Below are 22,978 nucleotides of genomic sequence, written 5' to 3'. Positions count from 1 at the left end.
CGCTTCGCCCGAGCGGCTCATGCGAGCGCTGCGCCATGCGGCGCTCGGCAGTGCCGCGCCGCGTCGAGCGGTCTCCAGGTTGCACGGATAAGTCTTTTCGGGACATAATTCGTCAATCTTGAGTCCCGTAAGGTCTGACATGCTCGACATCCGCCAGCTTCAGTACTTCATCGCGGTCGCGGAAGAGGAACACGTCGGCCGCGCCGCCGAGCGCCTGCATATTTCGCAATCGCCGCTCAGCCGCCAGATCGCGCAGCTCGAGGAAAAGCTCGGCCTCACGCTGTTCGAACGCAGCCAGCAGCGCATTCGCCTGACGCGCGACGGGCGCACGTTCCTCAGCGAAGCGCACGCGTTCCTGCGCCACGCGAACCGGCTCGAATCGCTCGCGCGCCGGCTCGGCCGCGGCGACGAAGGCGGCCTCTGCATCGGCTACCTCGAAACGGCCACGCACTCGGGCGTGCTGCCGCGCGCGCTGAAAACGCTGCGCGCCGGGCGCCCGTCCGTTCACATCGCTTTGTATAACTATCAATCGGCCGCGCAGCTCGAAGGCTTGCGCGAGCGCAGCCTCGACATCGCGCTCGTCACCGAGCCGCCCGCGCCGGACGATCCCGAACTCGAATCGACGAAGGTGCTGGACGATCCGATGCTGCTCGCGATGCCCGACGGACATCCGCTCGCGAAGAAAAAGACGCTCGTCGCCGACGATCTCGCCGCGCAGGCGTGGATCGGCGTCACGCAGCAGGACAGCGCGCCGCGTCACGGCGCGTTCGTCGCGGCCTGCGCGAAGGCCGGCTTCTCGCCGGACATTTCGGTGGAAGCAACCGAGCCGCTCGCCGCGCTCGGCCTCGTGGCCGCGGGGCTCGGCGTGACGATGATCCAGCAGAGTCTGCGTCGCCAGGTGCCGGAAGGCGTCGTGCTGCGCGAGCTGCCGTGGTTCAGCTACCGCACGCCGCTGTGGGCCGCATGGCACAAGGTCAACCTGCGGCCGCTGGTCGGCATCTTCCGCGAGATCCTCACCGGCGAGGAGGTCGTCGCGGCAGTCGGAAATTGAATCGCTGAAAGCGCGGAGCGTCGATTGCTTCGCGCCCCGATCTTTCCCGCGCATCGCGCGCACCACGCATGCGCCAACGCCTTCGCAGCAGGCCGAGGCCCGTAACGAAGGCGCTGACGGAGCCTGATTTCGCCAGGCTCCTGCTCACACGATGCCGCGTGCCGCTGCCATCAAGCCGGCGCAAAACGCTTCGCTAGCTCCGCGAGGCCGTCTTCGTAGATCCCGCGAAACAGCCGGACGGCTTCCTCGTCGGTCGCGCCGTGCGGCGTGAACATGCCCGACCACTCGACTGTCGACGCGTTCGGGCCGTGCTCGCGCACGCGCAGCGTGGAGCGATAGTTCACGACCGGGAACGGTGCTTCGAGGATCGCGTACGTATAGCTGCGCTCCGCTTCGTCGAACGCGACCAGCCGCTCGACGATCGCGTCGCCCGCCGGATTCGCGAGACGCCGCACGCGCCCGCCTTCGCTCAGTTCGCTGGCCGGAATGTACGGCAGCCAGTCGGGCAACGACCCGAAGCCGCCAATCAGTTGCCAAACCGTGTCGGCCGAAGCCGCGACCTCGATACCTGCATTTGCCTGTGCCATGTCGTCACCTGCCAGGATCAACGATCGGCCGGCAGCGGCGCATCGGCCGCGATCAGACCTTGTTCGCGCATCTCGCGCCAGAAGTCGGCCGGAATCGCCACGTTCAGCGCCGCCTGGTCTTCCGCGATCCGCTCCGGACGGCTCGCGCCCGGAATCACCGCGACGGTGGCCGGATGCGACATCGAGAACTGCAGCGCGGCAGCCTTGATCGGCACGTCGTAACGCGCGGCGATCGCCTTGATCCGGTCGACCTTCGCGAGGATGTCCGGCGAAGCCTTCTGATATTCGAAGTGTGTACCGCCCGCGAGCACGCCCGAGCTGTACGGGCCGCCGACGACGATCCCGACGTTCCGCGCGGCTGCCGCCGGCATCACGCGTTGCAGCGCGCGCTCGTGATCGAGCAGCGTATAGCGGCCGGCCAGCAGCATGCCGTCCGGTTGCGGTTCGGCAAGGTCGAGCACCAGCTCGATCGGTTCGACGCGGTTCACGCCGAGGCCCCATGCGTTGATCACGCCTTCTTCGCGCAGCTTGCCCAGCACGCGGAACGCGCCCTTGCGCGCCACTTCGAATTGCGCGAGCCATTCGTCGCCGTAGAAGTCCTGCGCGATGTCGTGCACCCACACGATATCGAGGCGGTCGGTGCGCAGGCGCTTCAGGCTGTCCTCGATCGAGCGCAGCGTCGCGTCGGCCGAGTAGTCGTTGACGATGCGGTTCGGCCGGCCGTGTTCGAACAGGCCGCCCTTTTCGCCGAGATCGCGCGCCGACACGTCTTCGATTTCGTCGAGGATCACGCGGCCGACCTTCGTGCTCAGCACGTATTCGTCACGCGGATGGTTCGCCAGCGCGTCGCCGAGGCGGATTTCCGCGAGGCCGGCGCCGTAGAACGGGGCCGAATCGAAATATCGGATGCCGTGTTGCCACGCGGCTTCGACGGTGGCCGCGGCTTCCGCGTCGGGGATGTTGCGGAACATGTTGCCGAGCGGGGCGGTACCGAAACCGAGGATCTTGTTGCCGGGCAGCTTGTCTTTGAGACTCATGATTTCTCCAGGGAAGGATGGAAAGCGGGTTCAGTCTAGGCACACGGGTTAAGTCTGTCCAAGACGGAATTCGACACAGTTGAGTCCCGTTAGGTCTGACCGGGCGATCTGCGGCCCGTTTCGATCCGCGGCTCCGGCGCGCTGTTCGGGCGAACGGCCCGACAGGCAAGGCTACCGACCGAATTCACGCTCGATTCATGACTCGGGATCAAAAATGATTTGGCGGGACGGCCATTTTTCCCGGCCGCCGCGATACCTATATTGGGTGCACTCGCAACGACATCGACGGGGTCGACGTTGGTTGCGGCTGACTCAACCACACAGGTACCCATGATGAAAACGCTCGTTTCCTCCACCCTCGCCGCCCTGATCCTTTCCGCACCGGCGCTGTCGTTCGCGCAATCGGCCGACCATCAGTTGACCCGTGCCGAAGTGAAGGCCGAGATGGCCCGCCTCGCGGCCGTCGGCTACACCCCGGCGCTGGATCACAACCAGTATCCGGCCGCCATCCTTGCCGCCGAAAAGCGCGTGCGCGAGAACGCCGTCGCGCAGGCAGCGCCGCACGCCGCCCCGACCGCGGACAAGACCGGTTACGGCAGCGAACCCCGCACCACCGGCGAATCCGGCCGCGCGATGATGATCAACGGCCGCGACTCGATCTATCGCGGTCATTGAGTCACGTCGGCGCGCACGAGAGCACGCCTTTCGATACGCGCACCCGCTCGTCCGTCCCCTCCGCATGGCCGGCCCGAATCGCCTGAACAGGCATTCGGGCCGCGCGTCGTCGCTGCATTTCCGTTCCCTCGTCCTGCTCCGCGAAACCGGCTCGCGCGTCGCCGCTGTGGGCCGCGATTCGTGACTGCGCAGTACAAGTTCTTATGCCGCTTCATCGGTTTATCCGCCGCGCGCCGCGCACGATACTTCGCACCGTCCGGCGCCACGCGCCCCACTCGACATTTCGCACGCATATGAACCGATATCCAGGATTGAAGCGCATCGCGCGACCGGCCGTGCTGGCCGCCGTTCCGCTGGCCGCGCTGTTCGCGCTGTCCGGCTGCCAGTCGGACGACAAGGCGCCGCCCGCGACGCCGAGCGTGATCGTCAGCGCGCCCGTCGCGCGCGACGTCCACGACGTCGACGTCTACACCGGCCGCTTCGAAGCGGTCGACACCGTCGACGTGCGCCCGCGCGTGAGCGGCTATCTCGACAAGGTCGCGTTCCAGGACGGCGCGGTCGTCCGCAAGGGCGACCTGCTGTTCGTCATCGACCCGCGCCCGTACCAGGCGGCCGTCACGGCCGCGCGGGGTGCGCTCGAGCGCGCGCAGTCGCAACTGAAACTGAGCCGGCAGGATTTCGAGCGCGCGAGCGTCCTGATCAAGACCGATACGATCGCGCAGAGCCTCTACGACCAGCGCAGACAGGCCGTGCAAAGCGCGCAGGCCGAAGTGACGAGCGCGCAAGGCGCCCTCGAACGCGCGCGGCTCGACCTGTCGTTCACGCGCATCGTCGCGCCGATGTCCGGCCGCATCAGCCGCAAACGCGTGAGCGAGGGCAATCTCGTGAAAGGCGGCGACAGCGACGCGACCGTGCTGACGACGATCGTGTCGCAGGACCCGATCGACATCTACTTCGACGTCGACGAGGAAAGCTACCTGCGCTATACGCGCGAAGCGCGCAAAAGCGGCGGCAACGCGTCGTCGCGGCAGGTCGCGATCGCGCTGCCGGGCGACGCGCAGCCGTCGCTGACGGGGACGATGGATTTCGTCGACAACCGCCTGGACGACTCGACCGGCACGCTGCGCCAGCGCGCGCGCGTCGCGAATCCGGACCGGCGCCTGAGCCCCGGCCAGTTCGGCCGCGTGTATCTGTCGAGCCGTGTCGCGCACCACGCGCTGCTCGTGCCGGATACGGCCGTCGCGACCGATGCGACGCGCCGCGTGCTGTACTTCGTCGACGCGAACGGCGCCGTCGCGATCCGCCCGGTGACGCCCGGCCGCCTGCACGGCAACCTGCGCGAAATCAACGCGGGGCTGAACGCGGGCGATCGCGTGATCGTCGACGGCTTCCAGCGCGTGCAGGCCGGCGACAAGGTCAAGGCCGTGCCGCGCGCGATCGACGCGGCCATGGTGGCCCACGCGGCGAGCGGCACGACCGGGAGCGCGCAATGAACCTCGGCCGCCTGTCCGTCCAGCAGCCGGTGCTCGCGATCGTCCTGTCGATCGTGCTGACGATCGTCGGCGCGCTGGCCTATTTCTCGCTCGCGGTGTCCGAGTATCCGGACATCGCGCCGCCGACCGTCGTGATCCAGGCGACCTACCCGGGCGCCTCCGCGGAAACGGTCTCGCAAACGGTGTCGACGCCGATCGAACTGGAAGTGAACGGCGTGGAAGACATGCTGTACATGTACAGCCAGGCGACGTCGGACGGCAGCCTGAACATCACCGTGACGTTCAAGCCCGGCACCGACGTCGACAAGGCGCAGGTGCTCGTGCAGAACCGCGTCGCGCTCGCGACGCCGCGCCTGCCCGAGCCCGTGCAGCGCAGCGGCGTGTCGGTACGCAAGTCGTCGCCGACGCAGCTCGGTACGATCTTCCTGTACTCGCCCGACCAGCGCTACGATCCGCTGTACGTATCGAACTACGCGATCCGCAACGTCGCGGACGTGCTCAAGCGGATCGAAGGCGTCGGCGACATCAACGCGCTCGGCGCGCGCGAATACTCGATGCGCATCTGGCTCGACCCCGAGCGCGTCGCGTCGTTCGGCCTGAGCCCGGCCGACCTGATCGCCGCGGTGCGTTCGCAGAACACGCAGCTCGCGGGCGGCGTGGTCGCGCAGGCGCCGATCGCGAACCAGGCGTTCCAGCCGAACCTGATCTTCGAAGGGCGGCTCAAGCGCCCGGAGGATTTCAGCGACATCGTCGTCAAGCAGGGCACGGACGGCAGGCTCGTCCGGCTGAAGGACGTGGCGCGCGTCGAGGTCGGCGCACTCGCGTATGCGACCGACAGCTACATGCTGCGCCATCCGACGATCGCGCTGCAGGTACTGCAGCAACCCGGCGCGAACGCCGTCGCGACGATGGACGCGGTCGAGAAGAAGATGGCCCAACTGTCCACGGACTTCCCGAAGGGCATCGTCTACAACATCGGCTACAACCCGACCGCGTTCATCGGCGACAGCATCCACGAACTCGTCAAGACGATCTACGAAGCTGTCGTGCTCGTCGTGTTCGTCGTACTGCTGTTCCTGCAAGGCTGGCGGCCGTCGATCATTCCGATCCTGTCGATTCCGGTGTCGCTCGTCGGCACGTTCGCGGCGATGGCCGTGCTCGGCTATTCGATCAACAACCTGACGTTGTTCGGCCTCGTGCTCGCGGTCGGGATCGTCGTCGACAACGCGATCGTCGTGGTCGAGAACGTCGAGCGGCACCTATCGGCCGGCGCCGGGCCACGCGACGCGACGCTGCTGACGATGAAGGAAGTCGGCGGCGCGCTGTTCGCGATCACGCTCGTGCTGTGCGCGGTGTTCGTGCCGACCTCGTTCATTCCCGGCATCTCGGGCCAGTTCTTCCGACAGTTCGGCGTGACGATCGCCGTGTCGACCGCGATCTCGTTCTTCACGTCGGTGACGCTCGCGCCCGCGCTGTCCGCGATGATGCTGAAAGCGCACGCCGGCGACCACGACGCCCTCGCGCCGACATCGCGCATGGCCGCGCCGTTCGCGCCGGCGATGCGCGTCGCGCGGCGCTTCTCGACCGCGTTCAACCGCCTGTTCCAGCGCCTGTCCGATGCCTATGGCCGGCTGGTCCGGAAAATCGTCCGGATCATTCCCGCGATGGCTGCACTGTACGTGGTGCTGATCGCCGCGACCGGCTACCTGCTCGTGTCGAGCCCGAAGGGCTTCATTCCCGCGCAGGATCGCGGCTACCTCGTCGTGCTCGTGCGGATGCCCGACGGCGCGACGCTCGAACGCACGAGCGCGGTCGCGCGCAAGATCGAGGACATCGCGCTGTCGGTGCCCGGTGTCGCGCGCGTGCCGGTATTCTCCGGCGTCAACGCGGCGACCGGCACGAACTCGGCGAACAGCGCCGGCCTGTTCCCGGTGTTCCAGCCCTGGCCGGAACGCAAGGCACGCGGCCTGACGATCGACACGATCGCCGCCGAGATGCGCAAGCGGCTCGCGACCATCACCGAAGCGTCGATCGTCGTCGCGATGCCGCCGCCGGTGCAGGGCCTCGGCAGCACGGGGGGCTTCGCGATGCGGCTCGAAGACCGCAACGGCCTCGGCACCGCCGCGCTCGCGAAGGCGACGCAGGATCTCGTCGCGGCCGCCAACCGCACGCCCGGCATGGTCGGCGTCTACACGCCCTACTCCGCGACGAGCCCGCAGGTGCACGTCGAACTCGACCGCGAGAAGGCCGAGATGCTCGGCGTGCCGAGCCAGGCGATCAACGACGCGGTCGAGACGTATTTCGGTTCGACCTATATCAACGACTTCAACATCGTCGGTCGCACCTATCGCGTGACCGCGCAGGCGGACCTGCCGTTCCGCGTCGACGCGTCGGATCTCGCACGGCTGAAGGTGCGCAATCGCGACGGCGAGATGGCGCCGATCGGCAGCGTGACGCGCATCGACGACATGCTCGGCGTCGATCGCGCGCCGCGCTACAACCTGTATCCGGCCACCGAAATCAACGGCGATACCGCACCGGGCCTCGGCTCGGGCTTCGCGATCGCGACGATGGAAACGCTCGCGAAACAGGTACTGCCGCCCGGCATCTCGTTCGAGTGGACCGATCTGTCGTATCAGCAGACCACGGCCGGCAACACGGGGCTGCTCGTGTTCCCGCTGTGCGTGCTGCTCGTCTATCTGGTGCTCGCCGCGCAGTACGGCAGCTGGAGCCTGCCGGTATCGATCCTGCTGATCGTGCCGATGTGCCTGCTCGCCGCCTCGCTCGGCGTGCGCGCGCTCGGCCAGGACGTGAACATCCTCACGCAGATCGGCTTCATCGTGCTGGTCGGGCTCGCCGCGAAGAACGCGATCCTGATCGTCGAGGTCGCAAGGCAGCTGGAGGCCGACGGCGCCGAACTCGTCGAGGCCGTCGTCGACGCGTGCGTGCAGCGGCTGCGCCCGATCGTGATGACGTCGCTCGCGTTCATCCTCGGCGTGCTGCCGCTCGTGATCTCCGAAGGCGCGGGCGCGGAGATGCGCCAGGCGGTCGGCGCGGCAGTGTTCTTCGGGATGATCGGCGTGACGTTTTTCGGGCTGCTGTTCACGCCGGTGTTCTATGTGATGGTTCGCCGGCTCGCGATGCGCCAGACCGCTGTCGCGGCCGTCGCACCGGAGGAGGTGCAATGAAGTTCGTTCGACTCGTGGCCGCGCTGTCCGCTGCGGCCGTCCTGACCGCGTGCACGAGCGCGCCGGTCGCCACCGTCGCGCCGCCGCCGCTGGCCGCGACCTATGCGAACGCGGATCTCGCGGCCGGCGGCCCGGCCGCCGACACCGCTGCGTGGTGGCGCGGCTTCCACGATCCGATCCTCGACCGGCTGATCGACACGGCACTCGCGAACAACCTCGATCTGCAGGCGGCCGTCGCGCGCATCGACGCGGCCCGCGCGGTGCGCATCGGCGCGGCGTCGCAAGGGTTGCCGTCCGTCGATCTGAATGGCGGCGCCAGCCGCCGGCGGTTGTCCGCCTCGCAGGCGTTCCCGACCGACACGCCGACGATCGGCAACGCATTCGACCTGAATGCGAGCCTCGCGTGGGAAATCGACATCTTCGGCCGCATCCGCCAGGGGGTGTCGGCGGCCGACGCGGATATTGCGTCGGCGCAAAACGATGCGGCGGCCGTGCGGATCGCGACGATCGACGAAACCGTGCGCACCTATGTGACGGTGCGCGGCCTCGAACAGCGGCTCGCGCTGGTCGAGGCCAACGGGTTGAGCCAGCGCAGCACCGAGGAATCGACACGGCGCCTGTTCGACGCGGGCGTCGTGCCGGTCGCCGACGTCGACCGTGCCGCCGCGCAAACGGAAACGACGCTGGCCGAACTGCCCGCGCTGCAACTGCAGCGGCAGGCCGCGATCCATCGGCTGTCGATCATTACCGCGTCGACGCCGCAGGACGTCTATGCGCGGCTCGACCCGCCCGTGTCCGAGCCGGTGTGGACCGCCGCCGCACCGGGCATCGGCACGCCGGCCGATCTGCTGCGCCGGCGGCCCGACGTGCGCGCGGCCGAGGCACGCGTCGTCGCGGCCTATGCCCGCATCGGCGTGGCCGAGGCCGACCTGAAGCCGCACCTGCAGCTGATCGGCGTGATCGGCGCGGCAATCGACGGTTTCTCGGGCGCGTCGCTCGCGCGTTCGTTCGCGTGGATGGCCGGCGCCGGCGCGAGTGCACCGCTGTTCGACGGCGGACGGCGGCGCAGCGTCGTCGCGCTGCGTCGCGCGCAGGCCGACCAGGCGCTCGCCGCCTATCGCACGGCGGTGCTGACGGCCGTCGCCGACGTCGAGACATCGGTGGCCGCGGTCGCCCGAAATCACGGCCGAACCGAGCGCCTCGAGCGCGCGGTGTCGAATGCGCGCGGCGCGTACACGCAGATCAACCGGTCTTGGCGCAGCGGCGAATCGGCGTTCATCGACACGCTGGAAGTGCAGCGTGCACTGCTCGCGGCCGAGGATTCGCTCGCGCAGGTACGCACCGAGGAAACGCTGAGCCGGGTCAGGCTGATGAGCGCGCTGGGGCAGTAAGCGCGTGGGCCGGGATCGACCGATGCGCAAAGGGCGACGGGTTCGATGTCATTCGAACCCGTCGCCCCTGTTACATGGCGCGAACCCGCGCGTGCGGCATCGACTCAATCGATGTCGCCGCCTTCCTTCAACTGCGCGCTCACATAGTCGAGAAAACTGACGACGCGCGACGACAGCGTCGCATTGCGATAGAACACCGCATGAATCGGCTGGCGAAACTCGACCGTGTCGTCGACGAGCAGTTCGACGAGGCTGCCATCGCGGCGATACGTGCCCGTCATATAGTCGGCGAGGCATACGATGCCCGCGCCATTGAGCGCGAGCGTCAGCAGCGTCTCGCCGCTCGACGCCTGCAGCGCCGGATGAATGCGGTACACGTCGCCGTCCGCGGTACGCAGCGGCCAGTGGTTCAGCGTTTCCGGCTGCACGAAACCGAGCAGCGTATGGTTCGCGAGATCGGCAACGCTCGTCGGTACGCCGGCTTTCTCCAGATAGGCGGGGCTCGCCAGAATGCGCAGTCGGCTGCTGCCGAGCTTGCGGGCGTGCAGCGTCGAATCGCGCAGCTCGCCGATCCGGATCGCGACGTCGGCGCGCTGTTCGAGCAGGTCGATGATTTCGTCGCTCGTATGAAGTTCGGCCTCGATCGCCGGATACGCGTCGCGAAAGCCGGGCATCATCGGCGCGATCACATGTTGCATGAACGGCATCGCCGCATTGATCCGCAGCCGCCCGGCCGGCGTCTCGCGCTGGCTCGCGATCTGTTCCTCGGCGAATTCGACCGATGCGATGATGTCGCGCGCGTAGTCGAGGAAAAGCGTGCCCTCCTGGGTCACTTCAAGGCGGCGCGTCGTGCGGCGGATCAGCGTGGTGTCGAGCTTTTCCTCGAGGCGTCGCAGGATCCGGCTCATCACCGAGGTCGGCTGGTGCAGTTTGTCGGCCGCCCCCGTCAACGAACCGGTATCGGCGATGGTCACGAACGCGAGCATCTCGTCGAGGGTCGTCTTCATGGTCGGCAATCGTCAGCGGTGTCAGGAACCGTCACGATAGTGCCGCCGGGCCCGTTTGATAAGCGGGCGCACACGCGAATCACAGTTGATTTCGATTCAATAATTCGCAGCGAATATTGTCCGAATAGGCGGGTATGAAGCGGGCGGCCCGACCCGCGAACACGCGCAGGTCGACGCGCGTTTCTCGCAACGCAGCCCGAGGCCGTCGCCGTAGATCATGCCGTTGCAGATCACGGCCCCTTTCATTCGTTGCTCCGGAGGCGAGACGGGTCATGCGGCACCGTCTCGCAAAAAGTCGTGCGTCGCAGTATCGGCGGCCGGCGCCAGCGGCGGAAGGCGTGAATCACTAAAACAGCTTTGCGCGCGGCGGGATGATCGGCCGTGTCGGACGCATCCTGCTTCGACCAGCGTGCGGACGTCGGCCGTGATCTCGTGCCGGGGAGCCGGCGACCACGCGACGCCGGCTCCCCGGCACGAGCGCGGCGCCGTTACCGGCCGTCGCCGAGCGATCCGAGAATCCGGTACGCGGCCTTCACGCGATCCTCGATCGGCACGTTGCCGTTCGCGAGCATCACGATCCCGATCCGCTTCGCGGGAACGAACGCGACGTACGTGCTGAAGCCGCCGGTCGACCCCGTCTTGTTGATCCAGGTCGCGGGGTTCGGCGCGAGCGGCGGCTGGATCGCGCGGGCCGGCACCGCATCGAACAGCATCTTGGGCGCGTTGCCCGCGAGCAGCGTGGGCAATGCGACCGGATACGGATACTGTTCCCAGATCAGATCCTGCGTCAGCGGCCCCGCGCGGAAATAGCCGGTGTGCGTGCGTTCGATCGCGCGCTGCAGGCGCGGCGCCGTCTGGATCATCCCCAGGTTCGCCTGCACGAAGCGCAGCAGGTCGGCCGCCGTGGTCCGCACACCATACGCCGGCTGCCACAGCATGCCTTCCGTCATCCGCACCGGCTTGCCGTCCTTCGTATAGCCCTGCGCATAATCGGCCATGCGCGCGGCGGGCACGTCGATGTACGTGTGCGTCATCCCGAGCGCGGAAAAGAGCCGCTGCGCCATCAGCGTCGCGAAATCCTTGTGCGTCGCCTTCGCGGTCAGCCAGCCGAGCATGCCGATCGCGACGTTCGAATACTTGCGGTGCGTGCCCGGCGCATACTCGGGCCGCCACGCGTCGAGATAGCGGATCAGGCCCGCGTCGTCGCGGATGCTGTCCGGCACCTGCAGCGGCGTCCCGCCGGGCGTGTGCGTGCCGAGCTGGAGCAGCGTCACGACGCCGAACGGCTTGCCCTGCAGCTCGGGCAGATAGTGGGCCACGGGGTCCGCGAGCGACAGTTCGCCGCCCTCTTGCGCGTCCGCGGCGAGCGTCGCGGTCAGCGTCTTGCTGACCGAGCCGATCTCGAACAGCGTGTCGCCGGTCACCGGCTTGCCGGTTTGCGTCGACATCACGCCGTAGTCGAACACGTACGGCTTGCCGTCGGCGACGATGCCGATCGCCATGCCGGGGATCGCGTACTGCTTCATCAGCGGTGCGATCTGGCGCGTGACGGTGTCGTGGAGCGCGTCCTGCGTGACGGCGGCCGCGCGACCGGCCGTGGCGGTCGCGCATGCGGCGACGAACAGGATCGCCGCGAAGCGTGTCGCGTTGAATCGCATGGGTGCGGTTCCTTTCCATTTCTGATGGTTGCATGGACAGCAGATCCGGCCGCGCCGCGCGCAGCGCGCGTCGGCCGGCCTGTCGAAGCAGGACTATCCGCTACCGCCCGGCCGCCAACAATCGAGGATATGTTGCGCGAGCCGAAAGAAAAACTTATGAGACGTGGAGAATGCCGGACGGACCACGATCGCCTCCGGGCCGCATGCCCGGTTTTCAGGAAAACCTGTCGGTTTCGACAGCATCGAATCCGGCGGTCGATTGGCGCGGTATCGAAAATCGACGAAAAAGAGATAACTCTTGTCAGATCCGCCGGCGCCGGCCAGCGGCGCGATTGATTCATCCGCATGGATCGAAGTAGACTCGCGGAAGCAAAAAATAAAACCCATCCTGAGAGAAACAATGTATCGCCCTTTCCCGATCGCCCGCTCCCGCGTGGTCGCGTGATTTTCACGCACCGACCGACCTGAACCGAAATACGCGACGCCGCCGCATTTCCGCGCGCACGTTCGCCGTTTCGTCGTTGAGCCAGAAGAACCGCCAGGGTCCCGCGCGCACTGCCCGCGCACGCCCTGCCCGACCGGAGAGTGAGCCCGTGACCGAAACCGTGGCCGCGTCGGCCTATCGGCCGCGCGATGTCGTCAATGCGCCCGACATCAAGGCGGCCATCGCGCGCCGCAGCGCCGAGCGCGGCGATCCGGCCGAGATCCGCGCGTGGCTCGGCAACCATTTCTTCCGCTGGGTCGTCGGGGCGTTCGAGCAGGCGCAGCCGCTCGCTTCGCTGGCCGATTACCGCGCGCTTGCCGGCGCCGACCGGCCGGCGCCCGAGTGGCTCGTGCGCCGGTTCCGCGCGCAATCGGCATCCGCGGCATCCGGCCCGACGCCCGATGCGCCGCCGCCCGCCGCCGAGCCGGCGGCGCTCTACTTCATCGATCCCGAGCACATGCTGCTGATCGACCGCGAGCGCGTGCTCGTCGAATTCCTGCGCTCGCGCGCCGGCACGCGGCTCGCGCAGAAACTGCAACGCATCACCTGCGCGATGGCGCTCGACATGTGGGAACGCGAGCACCAGCGGATGCAGGCGCGCCGCGACAAGGGCTGGGTGCCGAGCAGCGGCCTCGCGCTGCGCGAGGTGCTGCGCACGCCGAACGGGATCGTGTGCGAATTCGTCGGCGATCATGCGGCGCTGCGCGAGGAGCTCGCGTACGAGTCGTACTACATGCAGCACTGTCTCGGCCAGTTCGCGGATCGCCGCCGGCTGCGCGGCGGCTACGGCGAGCAGTACGCGCAAGCCGCGCGAGACGGCCGGCTGCGCCTCTTCACGCTGCGCGGCGCGGGCAACCAGCCGCACGTGACGATCAGCCTGCAGGCGAGCGGCGACGGCCTGCGCATCGACCAGATCAAGGGCAAGCAGAATCGCCATCCGGTGCGCCGCTATGCGGACGACGTTCGCCAGTTCCTGCGTGCGCTCGCGCCGCGCGGCGAGCGTCATCCCGATTGCGAGGGCATGGGCCTCGTGTTCGAACCGGATGCGCCGGGCGCGGCCACCGGCGCGTGGACCTTCGTCACCGACGTGCGCTCGTCCGACCATCTGCTGAGCGTGATGAGCGAGAACTCCCACCTGATCGAGCATTTCGAGCAACCGCCGGCCGTGCTGCAATGGCTGCTGCTGCGCAATGCGCCCTATGCGCTCGGCCAGTTGCGGCAGATCGATCCCGCCGTCGCGGCGGCCGCGCGCCATGCGTTGCCGGCCGATGCGCTGCCGAGCGCGCGCGCACCCGACGCACCGCCGGCGGCGACCGCATTCGAGATCGAAGGCATCGCGATCGATCCCGCGCTGTGCGCGGCGTTCGCGTTGCCTGCGCCGACGGACGGGAGCGCGTCATGCTGAGACTGCTGCTTGGCGTGGCCGTGCTGGGGCTCGTGTGGTACGTGTGGCGCTCGTTGCGGGTCGCCGCACGGATGGTGCGCGAAGTCGACGCCGACCAGGCCGCGAGCGCCGACAGCACGGTGCCGGTGCGGCAAACCATGGCCGTCAGGCTCGCGCAGGCGCAGGCCGAGCAGGCGCCGCCGAACCGCCGCCGCTGGGCGCTCGCGCTGGCCGACATCCTGCTGATCCGCAACGGGCTGCGCTGCGATTGCGACGACCTCGTCCATGCGCTGCCCGATTCGCAGCGCGAACAGCTCGCGCGCCAGGTACGGCGCGAACTCGACCTGCCGGCCGACCTGCCCGAGTGGCAGATCGTGCAGCGCGTGCCGTCGATCCTCGCGGGCTGGATTCGCGGCGTCGGCCGCTCGCACGACGGCTTCTACGAACAGCTCGCCGCGATCGGGCGCGTGCGCGACGCACTCGCATTCGATTGCGCGCGCACCGCGTTTCTCGTCCGTTGCATCGCGCTACTCGGCTGGACGTCCGAACAGCACGCGTGGGTCGTGCTGCTGCTCAATGCGCAGCGCGCGCAGGACAGCTTCGACAGCTGGGAAGACTTCGGGCTCGCGTATGCGCGGGCGCGCCAGCAGTGGCTGCGCGGCAGCGGCCAGGACGGCCCCGCGTCGTCGCGCGCCACGCAGGAAGTGCGCGAGTACCTGCGCAATCCGTCCGGAAACTGGCTTTCGCTGCCGTGGAAGCGCTACCGCATCTTCGACCCCCAACCCGTTTCGTCATGACCGCCGATACCGACATGTCCTCCGCCTCCGCCGACCTGATTCCGCCCGCGACATCCCGCTGGTTCGTCTGCGACATCGACGCGCTGCTGCGCGCCGGCGACTATGCCGCGCTCGACGCGCAACTCGATGCCGCGCTCGCGGCCAGCTTCGCCGATCGCACCGCCGAGGGGCGGTACGTCGACGCGCTGCCGGCCGACGTGCAGCCGTGCATCGACGCCGGCGCCGAAGGACTCGCGCGCCTGCGCGCATGGCAGGCCGCGAACCCGCGCTCCGCGCACGCGTGGCTGTGCGAAGCGCATTACTGGCACCACTGGGCCTACGAATACCGCGGCAGCGGCTGGGCCGAGACGGTGACCGAAGCCGGCTGGATCGGCGCGCATGCGTGCGCGACGCTGACGCTCGTCGCGGCGCTGCGCGCGCTGGCGCTCGCACCGACGTTGTGGAGCGCGCCGATGGTGATCTTCACGAGCGTGTCGTCGTTCGGCGAACCCGAGTGGCTCGCGCAGCTCGTGCGCGAGCGTCGCTGGCCCGTCACCGAACTGCGCCTGAACGCCGGCGCCGACGACGAAGCCACGCGCGCCGAGCTGCAGCACATGTTCGCGCGTTCGGGGCTGAACCCCGACGTGCCGGTCGCCTGCCCGCCGGAATTTCCGGACGCGCTGCCCGGCCCGGTCCAGGGCAGGAAGCTGCGCAAGGAAAAGTGGTACTGGATGGAAGCGACGCTGCACATCCACCCGAAGCTGTTCTTCCCGATGCGCACGTTCATCTGGTACATGCAGCCGCGCTGGGGCGGCTCGCACGATCACATCCGCGCGTTCGTCGCGTCCGACGCGTGCGCGCACCTCGATGCGGTCGAGAAGGATCGGCTGCTGCACGAGATCTGGCGCGACGACTACGCCGGCAGCACGCTCGATGCGGATGACGACGACGACGACGCGCGCCACGCGATGACCGCAACGCTCGCGCGTGCGAACGCCGCGCTGCATCCGTATCACCGTTGGGAAACGCTGCATTGGCTCGCCTACAGCCATTTCAAACGCAACGAGTATGAACAGGCCTACGCGCGGCTGCAGGAAGCCGAACGCAACGAGCCGATCGACGACAACCGCGCGATGGCGATGGCTTTGCGGCTCGCGCTCGCCCTCGATCCGGATGGCGCCTGGCTGACCCGCGCGATCGAACGCGCATCGGACGCACGCGCGTGCACGGCGGCGATGATCCTGCGCGGCTACGGACATCGTACCGGCACGTTCGGTTTCGCCCACGATGACGCGCGCGGCGACGCCTGGCTCGAAGCGGCACGCGTGAACGAGCCGGGCTCGCTCGCCTGGAACCAGGTCGCCACCGCCCTCGAGTATGAAAACCGGCGCCCCGCCGATGCGCTCGCCATCTGCCGGATCGGATACGAGGCGGGCGGCGATTCGTGCGACTACCTGCTCGGGTGCTTCTACAAGGACGGCACGCATGTCGAGGCCGACCCGTACCGCGCCGCCCACTACTTCCGCGAGTCGATGGAAGCCGGCGGCAACATGGCCGCGTACCGGCTCGGCTACACGTACCATCACATCGGGCAGACCAGCACGGACCGGGCCGAACGCGCGCGCATGCAGGTCGAAGCCGTCGAGGCCGCGCGCAAGGCGCACGAGATGGGGCATACCGACGGCCTCGAGTGCATGCTGATGTTCATCGGCGACATCGACGACTATCCGTCGCGCCATCGCTACGTCGACGAACTGCGCCGGCATGCCGAAGGCGGCCACCCGGCCGCAATGGCCGCGCTGTCGTTCTTTCTTGCCGACGTCAACGACAAGTCGCTGTACGACTATCGCGACAGCGTGCGCTGGATCATGGGGGCGCAGGCCATCGCGCCGGACGACGAGTACGTGCGCACCATCACGCGGGTCAGCCACGAGGACGGCATGCTCGGGAAGCTGCGCTACAAGCTGCAGCGCAAGCAGATCAAGGCGCACGAGATTCCCGGCGCCGACAACGCGATGGTCTGAACGCGGGCCGCCGCACGCGCCCGCTCACCCGCGGGCCGCGCGCCCTGCCCGTGGATCATTCCGGCAGCCGGTCGAGAAACGCCAGCATCGCCGCGTTGAACCGCGCGGGCCGCTGCAGCGGCGCGAAATGGCTCACGCCGGGCAGCATCGTCAGCGTCGCGCCCGGGATCGTCCGCGCAAGGTACGCCGCATGCTCGGGCCGGATGAATTCGTCGTGCTCGCCCTGCACGATCGCAACCGGCACGGCGATCGCCGCGAGATCCCGCGCGGTGTAATTCGGTTGCGTGCGCATCATTTCGCTGACGGCCGCGACGAACGCGTCGAACTGCTCCGGTGTCGCGGACAGTCGCGCATAGTCCTTGCGGTGCCGCGCGAAACAGCGGTCGATCAGCGGGCTCGGCGCCATCTCCTTCGTGCCGCCCGGGTCCATGTTGCAGGCGAAGAAGAACACGCCGGCCGCGCGTTCCGGTGCGCGGGCGGCCAGCACGAGCGCGATGCATGCGCCGTCGCTCCAGCCGACGAAGCGTGCACGGTCGACGTGCAGCGTGTCGAGGACGGCCAGCACGTCCGATGCCATGCGTTCGTACGAATAGGGGCGGTCGTCGCGCGTGCTGCGGCCGTGCCCGCGGCTGTCGATCACGATCGCGCGGTAGCCGGCCGCGCGCAGCGCCGGCACCTGGTTGCCCCAGTTGCCGCCGTGGCCCAGGCCGCCGTGCAACAGCACGACCGCCGGCCCCTGGCCGAACGACGCGTACCAGATGCGCGCGCCGTCATGGTCGAGCCATCCTTCGGCGTCGGCTGCCGGCAGCGGCGTGCCGCCGTGCGCGTCGAAGCGAACGAGTTCGTCGTCGTCGAGTTCCGCATTCATCGTTCAGCCGTCCTTGAGAGGGAGACGAGCGTGCGATTGTAATGCGTGCGGCCGACGCCGCCGTGGCCGCTCAGGCCTGCGTCGACACCAGCCCGCCCGACTGCGAGCCGCCGGATTTCTCGAGCGCCGCGGCGAGTTGCGAGATCGCCGTGGCAAGCGCGGCCGAAATCGCGCCGGCTTCCGCGCTCAGCGACTGCTGCTCGATGGCTGCGGCCGGGTCGTCCTTCGCGCGCTGGGCCGCGGTGGCCATCTGCTGCTCCAAGGTCGCGAGTTGCTTCTGCAGCCGCTCGATCAGCGCCTTCAGCTGGGCGACCGCCGGGTCTTCCTGCGATGCGGCCGCTGCGCCGGGCGTTGCGCCGGTGACGCCGGTCGAATCCTTCGTGCCGGTGGCGCCCGTCGTGCCGGTCGCACTGGTGGCGCCCGTCGTGCTCGCGGCATCCGCCGCGCCGCTGGTGGATGACGTCGCGGCGGGCGGGTTCGCGGTCACGCCGCTGTCCGCGAGCGGCGATCGCGCGGTCGTGGAGAAATCGATCTGCATCGTGTCGGTTCGTGTGTCGGTAAACGAAATGACGGGGGGCGGAAATCGCCTGCCAGTTCATTTACGGCACTCATCACACGAAACTTGAATATCGGGGTCGGGTGAATTGCCGCGCGATGACCGACATTGATCGCGAAAGGGCCAGATTGGCGGCATGGCGGCGCTGGTAAAATCGCCGCTTCGCCGGCGGGATGCGCACGTCGGACGCCTCCTTCAGGCCCGATCGCGCGATGCCGCCGGCTCCGGCTCCGGACTGTCGAGGCACGGCATGCAACGTATGCCGACGCCCCCTCGCGGCTTCCCGAGTCGCCTTTTCCGTCCGCCTGCATGCGTACCCCGCTCACCGCCCGAGCGGCGAACGCCGTGCGGCACGCATTCACTTCATCACGCATTCGAGGAACACACGATGGCCCGCATCGGCGCCTTCTGCATCACGACGTGGCTCGCCGCCGCGATTCTCTACTTCGGCCAGCACTCCGTCGCGATGATCGCGCTCAGCGGTGTCGTGGTTTTCGGCGGGTTCGATCTGCTGCGTCCGTAACGGCGGTCGTGCGGCCCGGTGCGGCCGTACCGCGCGCTTCTTTTCGCACGCATCCTCGTGTACACGCCGCCGGTTCGCCCGCGCCTTCATCCGTTGAAGGGGCGCGTGCCCCTCACGGCCGAACGGCCCGCATACGCTCCGTCGCCACGAGCCGTGAACAAAGCCCGTCAGCGCGGCAACGTCCTCAACGAAGACGGCCCGCCCGTCAGCGCGATCCGCTTGCCCGTGTCGCGCAGCTTGCCGCCCTCGACCGCATACAACGCAAGCTGCCGTTCGACGTTGAACTGCACGATCACGTGCCGGCTGTCGGCGGTAAACACGATGCCCTGCGCGGCTTCGCCGCCCGGCACCTCGTTCACCTTCACGGCCTGCCCGTCGCGGATCTCGAACAGCAGCACCTTGCCGAGCTTGTGGCGGCCCGGGTTGTCGGCCGTCAGGTTCGAGCCGTCCATTGCCTGCACGGCGATCCACTTCCCGTTCGGCGAAATCGCGACGCCTTCCGGCAGCGACGGCACCGTCAAATACTGGACCGTGCGGAACGGCACGCGCGACACGTCGATCAGCGCGACCGAATCGGCGTCGCCCGCGAGCGTGCCGGTATAGCCGGGCAGTCCGGCGAGCCCGACGTTGCTGACGACGGCCCAGCGATTGTCGCTCGACACGTCGATCGTGTAAGGCGCGACGCCCGTGCTCAACCGCGTGCCGCTGTCGGTCACCTTGCCGTCGTCGACGTTCAGCACCGCGATGCCCTGCTCGTCGCGCAGCGACACGAGCGCATGCTTGCCGTCGTGCGTGAAGCTGATCCCGGCCAGCCGCTTCTTGCCGATTTTCAGGGTGCCGTCGAGCGTCACCTGCGCGCCGTCGATGTGCAGGATCGACACGCTGCCGTCGACGTTGGCGACGAGCGCGAGCCGGCCCGAGCGATCGATCGCGATCCCTTGCGGATGCGTGCCGAGCTCGATGCGCGTGATCGCGGGCGGCGCGCTGTCGAGATTCACGACCTGCAGGAACGTGTCGAATACGAGCTGCTTCGCGGCCGTGTCGTAGCGCGTCGGCGCGCCGACCAGCGCGAGCTTCGCGTCCGGCGTGATCGCGACGGCCTGCGGCGGCCCCTGGATGCCGTTCTCGACGTCGACCTGCACCGCGACCTTCGGCGGGAATGTACTGGCATCGAGCAGCGTCAGCGTGTCGGCGGGCGGAGAAGGCAGATAGGTGTCGCGGCCCTCGACGCGCTGGTACTTGCCGTCGTTGCCGGACACGATCCAGTCGGCGGCATGCACGGCAACGGTCGTCGTGGCGAGAGTCAGCGCGGCGAGCAGGCGCGCGCGGCGCAGGCGGAAAGGATTCGAATGCATGGCGGTCGGTTCTCCGGATCGGTTGCGGACGCAATGGATTGCCGACCCTGCTGCCCGACGGGCCGGCGCCATCGCATGATGCCCGAAAGCGCGCCCGCCCGGCGTCTCGCACGCGGTTCGGTTCCGTCAATCCGCGCGTCGCGTCCCTGACGGCCATTCGACGATGTCGTCGAGCGGATACACCGGCCGCGCGAGCCGCTCGTAGCGGAACAGCCCGAAGTCCGAACCGGTCACGCCGCGGCTGTCGCATTCGACCAGCGCAGACGAAATCGGCACGAATACGGGCCGGCAATACATCCGCGACTTCAGCAACAGGAAGCGCGCGCGGCGCGGATCGACGCCCACGCTCTCGAACACGCCGAGATCCCACGGCTCCTGCGTGCGCTCGGTGACGACGAGCGTGGCCGGGCCGATATCGAGCACGGCCGTGCGGCCCATGTACGCACGCTGCCCGGTGTACGTCGGGCCGGTAATCAAGTATTCGCCGTCGGTGATCGCGCGCACGATGCCCGTCGCGCGAAACGGTTCGCGCCGCACGCCGCCGTGCGACGGCAGCCGGTTGCCGACCGGCACCGTGACGGTTGCGCCGACGCCCGCGTCGATCAGCGCCGCGACGGCTTCGGGGTCGCACAACGGCCCGCTGACGATCCCGTCGAGCCCGTGCGCGAGCGCGGCTTCCAGCAGGTCCATCGTGTCGCACGGGCCGCCCGACATGCAGTTGTCGCCGTGATCGAGCATCAGCACCGGGCGCTCCGCGCCGTCGGCGAGCGCCGCGGCCTGCGCGACCGATTCGGCGAGCGGCGCGCTGCGATAGACGAATGCGTCGCGCGCATCCCAGATCTGCCGTGCAATGCGCTCGGCGACCGCGTCGGCCGCCGCGCGGTCGCCGTCGGCCACCACGACCACGCTGATGCACGGCACGGGAATATCCGCGAGCGAGAAGCCGGGCAGGATCGACACCGCGAGCATGCCATCCGCCTCGGCCGCCCGCGCGGCTTCCACCGCGCGCTGCATCGCGCCTTCGGCGCTCGCGCTGCGCAGCGTCGACGTCATCAGCGGCGGCTGCCGCCACGCGAGCACGGGCCGCGCGCGGCCATGAAGCCGGTCGAGCAGCAGCCGTGCCGCATGCTCGCCGGTCTCATACATGTCGACGTGCGGATAGGTCTTGAAACTGACGATCACGTCCGCGTTGTCGATCATCTTCTGCGTGACGTTCGCGTGCAGGTCGAGCGCCACCGCGATCGGCGCATCGGGCAGCGCCGCGCGCACGCGCGCGAGCAGGTCGCCCTCGCCGTCCGCGCTCTGCTCGGCGACCATCGCGCCGTGCAGGTCCAGCATCACCGCGTCGCAACCGGGTGCGGCCGCAACGATCGCATCGCAGATCGCCGCGTACGCATCGGCCGCAACCGGCCCGCTCGGGTTCGCGGCCGCCGACACGGGCGTCACGATGTCCGCGCCTTCGCGCTCGGCTGCATCGATGAACGCGGCCATCGCGGTGCGCATCCCGCGATTCGCGCGATATGCGTCGTCGCCCCAGTCGGGGCCGCTTCGGCCGAATGCGGCAAGCGGCGTCGGCACCGGCGAGAACGTGTTGGTCTCGTGGTTCATCCGGGCGATCAGGATCTTCATCGCGCATGGCCCTCCGCGATTCCGGCCGCGCCCAGCATCGCGTGCAGCAGCACGTTGCAGCCGGCTTCCAGATGTGCCGGATCGGCGTCCTCGATTTCGTTGTGGCTGATCCCGTCCTTGCACGGCACGAAGATCATCGCGGTCGGCGCCACGCGCGCGAGATACACCGCGTCGTGGCCCGCGCCGCTGATCACGTTCATCGACGACAGTCCGAGTGCATTCGCGCCCGCGCGAACCTGCTCGACCAGCGCCGGATCGAACGGCTGCGGCGGAAAGTACACGACCGGCTCGATGTCGATCCGCATCCCGGCCGTCGCGCCCAGATCCGCGCATGCCGCACGCAGCGCCGCATCCATCGCCGCCAGCGTCGCGTCGTCGGCCGCGCGCAGGTCGACGGTCAGCGTCACGCGGCCGGGAATCACGTTGCGCGAATTCGGGTGCACGTCGACCCAGCCGACCGTGCCGCGTCCGTGCGGCGGATGCGCGCGCGCGATGCCGTTCACCGCACGCACGAGATCGGCCGCGACCAGCAGCGCGTCGCGCCGCAGCGCCATCGGCGTCGGGCCCGCATGCGCCTCCATCCCGTGGACGGTCACGTCGTACCAGCGCTGTCCGAGCGCGCCCTCGACCACGCCGATCGTCGTGTCGTGCGCCTCCAGCACCGGACCCTGCTCGATATGCGCTTCGAAATACGCGCCGACCGGGTGCGCGCCGTTCCCGTCGTCCGCACTGCCCGCGTAGCCGATCGCGGCCAGCGCGTCGCGCACCGACACGCCGTCGCGATCGCATTGCGCGAGCGCATGGTCGAGCGTGAACGCGCCCGCGAACACGCCGGAACCCATCATCACCGGGACGAAGCGCGACCCTTCCTCGTTGGTCCAGACCGCCACCTCGAGCGGTGCGCGCGTGCGCACCCCGGCGTCATCGAGCGTGCGCAGCACCTCGAGGCCGGCCAGCACGCCGTAGTTGCCGTCGAACTTGCCGCCCGTCGGTTGCGTGTCGATATGGCTGCCCGTCGCCACCGGCGGCAGGTCGTCCCGTTCGCCCGCGCGCCGCGCAAAGATATTGCCGATCGCGTCGACGCGCACCGTGCAACCGATTTCCCGCGCCCACGCGACGAACAGGTCGCGCGCGTCGCGATCGAGTTCGGTGAGCGCGAGACGGCACACGCCGCCCTTGTCGGTCGCGCCGATCCGCGCGAGACGCATCAGGCTGTCCCACAGCCGCGCGCCGTCGACGCGCAAGCCGGACGCCACGACGCCCGGAGTCGAATCCTGTACTTGCATCGTTGC

19 protein-coding genes are annotated in these 22,978 nt (G+C 68.7%); 9 read left to right on the top strand and 10 right to left on the bottom strand.

Annotated elements, in window-relative coordinates; translation table 11 throughout:
• The first annotated feature begins 139 nt into the window (after positions 1-139).
• The gene (locus A9Z05_RS21240; RefSeq protein WP_069619797.1) at positions 140-1,051 is read left to right on the top strand and encodes a LysR family transcriptional regulator; all 912 of its coding nucleotides are present in this window, start codon (positions 140-142) and stop codon (positions 1,049-1,051) included.
• Between the two features lie 170 nt (positions 1,052-1,221).
• Here the strand turns inward: A9Z05_RS21240 and A9Z05_RS21235 are convergent, their stop codons facing one another.
• Positions 1,222-1,638 carry an SRPBCC family protein gene (locus tag A9Z05_RS21235; protein WP_069619796.1) on the bottom strand — a complete coding sequence of 139 codons (417 nt, stop codon included), beginning with the start codon at positions 1,636-1,638 and terminating at the stop codon, positions 1,222-1,224.
• 17 nt (positions 1,639-1,655) lie between these two features.
• Positions 1,656-2,675, bottom strand: a complete 1,020-nt coding sequence (locus tag A9Z05_RS21230) for an aldo/keto reductase (RefSeq protein WP_069619795.1) — start codon at positions 2,673-2,675, stop codon at positions 1,656-1,658.
• Positions 2,676-3,005: 330 nt separating this feature from the next.
• On the opposite strand from A9Z05_RS21230, the gene A9Z05_RS21225 reads away from it, so the two are divergent.
• The 4 genes from A9Z05_RS21225 (at position 3,006) to A9Z05_RS21210 (ending at position 9,422) form a co-directional block, all read left to right on the top strand.
• Entirely contained in the window at positions 3,006-3,350 is a 345-nt protein-coding gene (locus A9Z05_RS21225) for a DUF4148 domain-containing protein (protein WP_176730234.1), read from the top strand.
• 311 nt (positions 3,351-3,661) lie between these two features.
• Entirely contained in the window at positions 3,662-4,843 is a 1,182-nt protein-coding gene (locus A9Z05_RS21220; protein ID WP_256122056.1) for an efflux RND transporter periplasmic adaptor subunit, read from the top strand.
• Positions 4,840-8,031 carry an efflux RND transporter permease subunit gene (locus A9Z05_RS21215; RefSeq protein ID WP_069619793.1) on the top strand — a complete coding sequence of 1,064 codons (3,192 nt, stop codon included), beginning with the start codon at positions 4,840-4,842 and terminating at the stop codon, positions 8,029-8,031. Before A9Z05_RS21220 ends, A9Z05_RS21215 begins: the two co-directional genes overlap by 4 nt.
• Positions 8,028-9,422 carry an efflux transporter outer membrane subunit gene (locus tag A9Z05_RS21210; RefSeq protein ID WP_069619792.1) on the top strand — a complete coding sequence of 465 codons (1,395 nt, stop codon included), beginning with the start codon at positions 8,028-8,030 and terminating at the stop codon, positions 9,420-9,422. The genes A9Z05_RS21215 and A9Z05_RS21210 overlap by 4 nt, the downstream gene beginning before the upstream one ends.
• A gap of 104 nt (positions 9,423-9,526) precedes the next feature.
• On the opposite strand, the gene A9Z05_RS21205 is transcribed toward A9Z05_RS21210, so the two are convergent.
• The 3 genes from A9Z05_RS21205 to A9Z05_RS37005 all read right to left on the bottom strand — a co-directional run bounded on the left by A9Z05_RS21205 (position 9,527) and on the right by A9Z05_RS37005 (position 12,543).
• Positions 9,527-10,429 (bottom strand): LysR substrate-binding domain-containing protein, encoded by a 903-nt coding sequence (locus A9Z05_RS21205; protein WP_069619791.1) that lies wholly within the window; start codon positions 10,427-10,429, stop codon positions 9,527-9,529.
• A 488-nt stretch (positions 10,430-10,917) separates the two neighbouring features.
• Entirely contained in the window at positions 10,918-12,087 is a 1,170-nt protein-coding gene (gene ampC / locus A9Z05_RS21200) for a class C beta-lactamase (protein ID WP_069619790.1), read from the bottom strand.
• A 93-nt stretch (positions 12,088-12,180) separates the two neighbouring features.
• Entirely contained in the window at positions 12,181-12,543 is a 363-nt protein-coding gene (locus A9Z05_RS37005; protein ID WP_176730233.1) for a hypothetical protein, read from the bottom strand.
• Between the two features lie 137 nt (positions 12,544-12,680).
• Between A9Z05_RS37005 and A9Z05_RS21195 the strand changes: the two genes are divergently transcribed.
• Genes A9Z05_RS21195 through A9Z05_RS21185 form a run of 3 tightly spaced genes read left to right on the top strand, consistent with a single transcriptional unit; the run spans position 12,681 to position 16,755 of the window.
• Entirely contained in the window at positions 12,681-13,976 is a 1,296-nt protein-coding gene (locus A9Z05_RS21195; RefSeq protein WP_069619789.1) for a hypothetical protein, read from the top strand.
• Positions 13,970-14,752, top strand: coding sequence for a DUF1266 domain-containing protein (locus A9Z05_RS21190; protein ID WP_069619788.1), 783 nt, complete (start codon positions 13,970-13,972; stop codon positions 14,750-14,752). The genes A9Z05_RS21195 and A9Z05_RS21190 overlap by 7 nt, the downstream gene beginning before the upstream one ends.
• Before the next feature lie 14 nt (positions 14,753-14,766).
• Positions 14,767-16,755, top strand: coding sequence for a DUF4034 domain-containing protein (locus tag A9Z05_RS21185; RefSeq protein ID WP_256122054.1), 1,989 nt, complete (start codon positions 14,767-14,769; stop codon positions 16,753-16,755).
• 55 nt (positions 16,756-16,810) lie between these two features.
• On the opposite strand, the gene A9Z05_RS21180 is transcribed toward A9Z05_RS21185, so the two are convergent.
• Both A9Z05_RS21180 and A9Z05_RS21175 read right to left on the bottom strand, forming a co-directional pair.
• Positions 16,811-17,623 (bottom strand): alpha/beta fold hydrolase, encoded by an 813-nt coding sequence (locus tag A9Z05_RS21180; protein WP_069619786.1) that lies wholly within the window; start codon positions 17,621-17,623, stop codon positions 16,811-16,813.
• Positions 17,624-17,693: 70 nt separating this feature from the next.
• On the bottom strand, positions 17,694-18,161 hold the full coding sequence (locus tag A9Z05_RS21175; RefSeq protein ID WP_069619785.1) for a hypothetical protein: 468 nt from the start codon (positions 18,159-18,161) through the stop codon (positions 17,694-17,696).
• 406 nt (positions 18,162-18,567) lie between these two features.
• On the opposite strand from A9Z05_RS21175, the gene A9Z05_RS37940 reads away from it, so the two are divergent.
• A complete protein-coding gene (locus tag A9Z05_RS37940; protein WP_006405345.1) occupies positions 18,568-18,702 on the top strand; it encodes a hypothetical protein in 135 nt (44 codons plus the stop codon).
• A gap of 167 nt (positions 18,703-18,869) precedes the next feature.
• Here A9Z05_RS37940 and A9Z05_RS21170 read toward each other — a convergent pair whose 3' ends face one another.
• From A9Z05_RS21170 to A9Z05_RS21160, 3 genes are all read right to left on the bottom strand, one after another.
• A complete protein-coding gene (locus tag A9Z05_RS21170) occupies positions 18,870-20,057 on the bottom strand; it encodes a YncE family protein (protein WP_069619784.1) in 1,188 nt (395 codons plus the stop codon).
• Between the two features lie 126 nt (positions 20,058-20,183).
• The gene (locus A9Z05_RS21165; RefSeq protein ID WP_069619783.1) at positions 20,184-21,686 is read right to left on the bottom strand and encodes a M81 family metallopeptidase; all 1,503 of its coding nucleotides are present in this window, start codon (positions 21,684-21,686) and stop codon (positions 20,184-20,186) included.
• Entirely contained in the window at positions 21,683-22,972 is a 1,290-nt protein-coding gene (locus tag A9Z05_RS21160) for a Zn-dependent hydrolase (RefSeq protein WP_069620098.1), read from the bottom strand. The genes A9Z05_RS21165 and A9Z05_RS21160 overlap by 4 nt, the downstream gene beginning before the upstream one ends.
• Positions 22,973-22,978: the final 6 nt, after the last annotated feature.

This window comes from Burkholderia sp. A2, from assembly GCF_001729305.1.
Lineage (GTDB): Bacteria > Pseudomonadota > Gammaproteobacteria > Burkholderiales > Burkholderiaceae > Burkholderia > Burkholderia sola.
Note: the sequence above shows the minus strand (reverse complement) of the source record. Positions and strands in the feature narration are given on the sequence as shown.

Bases quoted from the DNA above. Each gene is read 5' to 3' on its own strand.
- A9Z05_RS21240 (WP_069619797.1), top strand. From the start codon at position 140: ATGCTCGACATCCGCCAGCTTCAGTACTTCATCGCGGTCGCGGAAGAG.
- A9Z05_RS21235 (WP_069619796.1), bottom strand. From the start codon at position 1,638: ATGGCACAGGCAAATGCAGGTATCGAGGTCGCGGCTTCGGCCGACACG.
- A9Z05_RS21230 (WP_069619795.1), bottom strand. From the start codon at position 2,675: ATGAGTCTCAAAGACAAGCTGCCCGGCAACAAGATCCTCGGTTTCGGT.
- A9Z05_RS21225 (WP_176730234.1), top strand. From the start codon at position 3,006: ATGATGAAAACGCTCGTTTCCTCCACCCTCGCCGCCCTGATCCTTTCC.
- A9Z05_RS21215 (WP_069619793.1), top strand. From the start codon at position 4,840: ATGAACCTCGGCCGCCTGTCCGTCCAGCAGCCGGTGCTCGCGATCGTC.
- A9Z05_RS21210 (WP_069619792.1), top strand. From the start codon at position 8,028: ATGAAGTTCGTTCGACTCGTGGCCGCGCTGTCCGCTGCGGCCGTCCTG.
- A9Z05_RS21205 (WP_069619791.1), bottom strand. From the start codon at position 10,429: ATGAAGACGACCCTCGACGAGATGCTCGCGTTCGTGACCATCGCCGAT.
- ampC (WP_069619790.1), bottom strand. From the start codon at position 12,087: ATGCGATTCAACGCGACACGCTTCGCGGCGATCCTGTTCGTCGCCGCA.
- A9Z05_RS21190 (WP_069619788.1), top strand. From the start codon at position 13,970: ATGCTGAGACTGCTGCTTGGCGTGGCCGTGCTGGGGCTCGTGTGGTAC.
- A9Z05_RS21185 (WP_256122054.1), top strand. From the start codon at position 14,767: ATGTCCTCCGCCTCCGCCGACCTGATTCCGCCCGCGACATCCCGCTGG.
- A9Z05_RS21180 (WP_069619786.1), bottom strand. From the start codon at position 17,623: ATGAATGCGGAACTCGACGACGACGAACTCGTTCGCTTCGACGCGCAC.
- A9Z05_RS21175 (WP_069619785.1), bottom strand. From the start codon at position 18,161: ATGCAGATCGATTTCTCCACGACCGCGCGATCGCCGCTCGCGGACAGC.
- A9Z05_RS37940 (WP_006405345.1), top strand. From the start codon at position 18,568: ATGGCCCGCATCGGCGCCTTCTGCATCACGACGTGGCTCGCCGCCGCG.
- A9Z05_RS21170 (WP_069619784.1), bottom strand. From the start codon at position 20,057: ATGCATTCGAATCCTTTCCGCCTGCGCCGCGCGCGCCTGCTCGCCGCG.
- A9Z05_RS21165 (WP_069619783.1), bottom strand. From the start codon at position 21,686: ATGAAGATCCTGATCGCCCGGATGAACCACGAGACCAACACGTTCTCG.
- A9Z05_RS21160 (WP_069620098.1), bottom strand. From the start codon at position 22,972: ATGCAAGTACAGGATTCGACTCCGGGCGTCGTGGCGTCCGGCTTGCGC.